Source organism: Mesorhizobium sp. M7A.F.Ca.CA.001.10.2.1 (assembly GCF_003998575.1).
Lineage (GTDB): Bacteria > Pseudomonadota > Alphaproteobacteria > Rhizobiales > Rhizobiaceae > Mesorhizobium.
Genome location: NZ_RZQY01001307.1, coordinates 1 through 533, shown reverse-complemented (window position 1 = coordinate 533; position 533 = coordinate 1). Strand labels below are relative to the sequence as shown.

Sequence of the window (533 nt, the reverse complement as noted above, 5' to 3'; positions counted from 1 at the left end):
GGATGGCGCCGGCCAACCGCGTTGCCACCTTCGAATACACCGGCATCCTGTGGTCGCCGCTGTGGGGTTTCCTGTTCTTCGCCGAGGTGCCGCGGTCGACGACGGTGATCGGCGCTGCCTTGATTATCGGCGCCGGTCTGCTGGCGCTCAACACCGAACGGCGCAAGAATGTTCCACCTGTGCTCGCTGCCGCCGACCCAGCCTGATCAGGCGAAGCAGATCAGCGCCCGCTCGACTCGCGAACGGATTTCGGCCAGCGTGAAGGGCTTCTGCACGACATCGAGGATGATGCCGTTCAATTCCTCGGCGCGCTCGCGCTGGTCGGCATAGCCGGTCATCAGCACGATCTTGATCGACGGAAACAATGCAGCAGCCGCGATCGCCATCTCGATGCCGTCCATCTCCGGCATGCGGATATCGGAGACGACGAGATCATAGCCGCCACGCGCCGCCTGGATCAGCGAAAGCCCCTGCGCGCCGTCCGCCGCGATATCGATTGTGTGCCCGGCGCGTTCAAGCGCGCGGGCGGCCAG

The 533-nt window shown here is 65.1% G+C and carries 1 protein-coding gene and 1 pseudogene; one reads left to right on the top strand and one right to left on the bottom strand.

What is annotated here, in order from left to right; genetic code table 11:
* Positions 1 to 206: pseudogene (locus EN964_RS36805) on the top strand (DMT family transporter); the annotation flags it as partial.
* Here the strand turns inward: EN964_RS36805 and EN964_RS36800 are convergent.
* Positions 207 to 533, bottom strand: a 327-nt coding sequence (locus EN964_RS36800; RefSeq protein WP_245490767.1) for a response regulator, incomplete at its 5' end; no start/stop codon positions are given.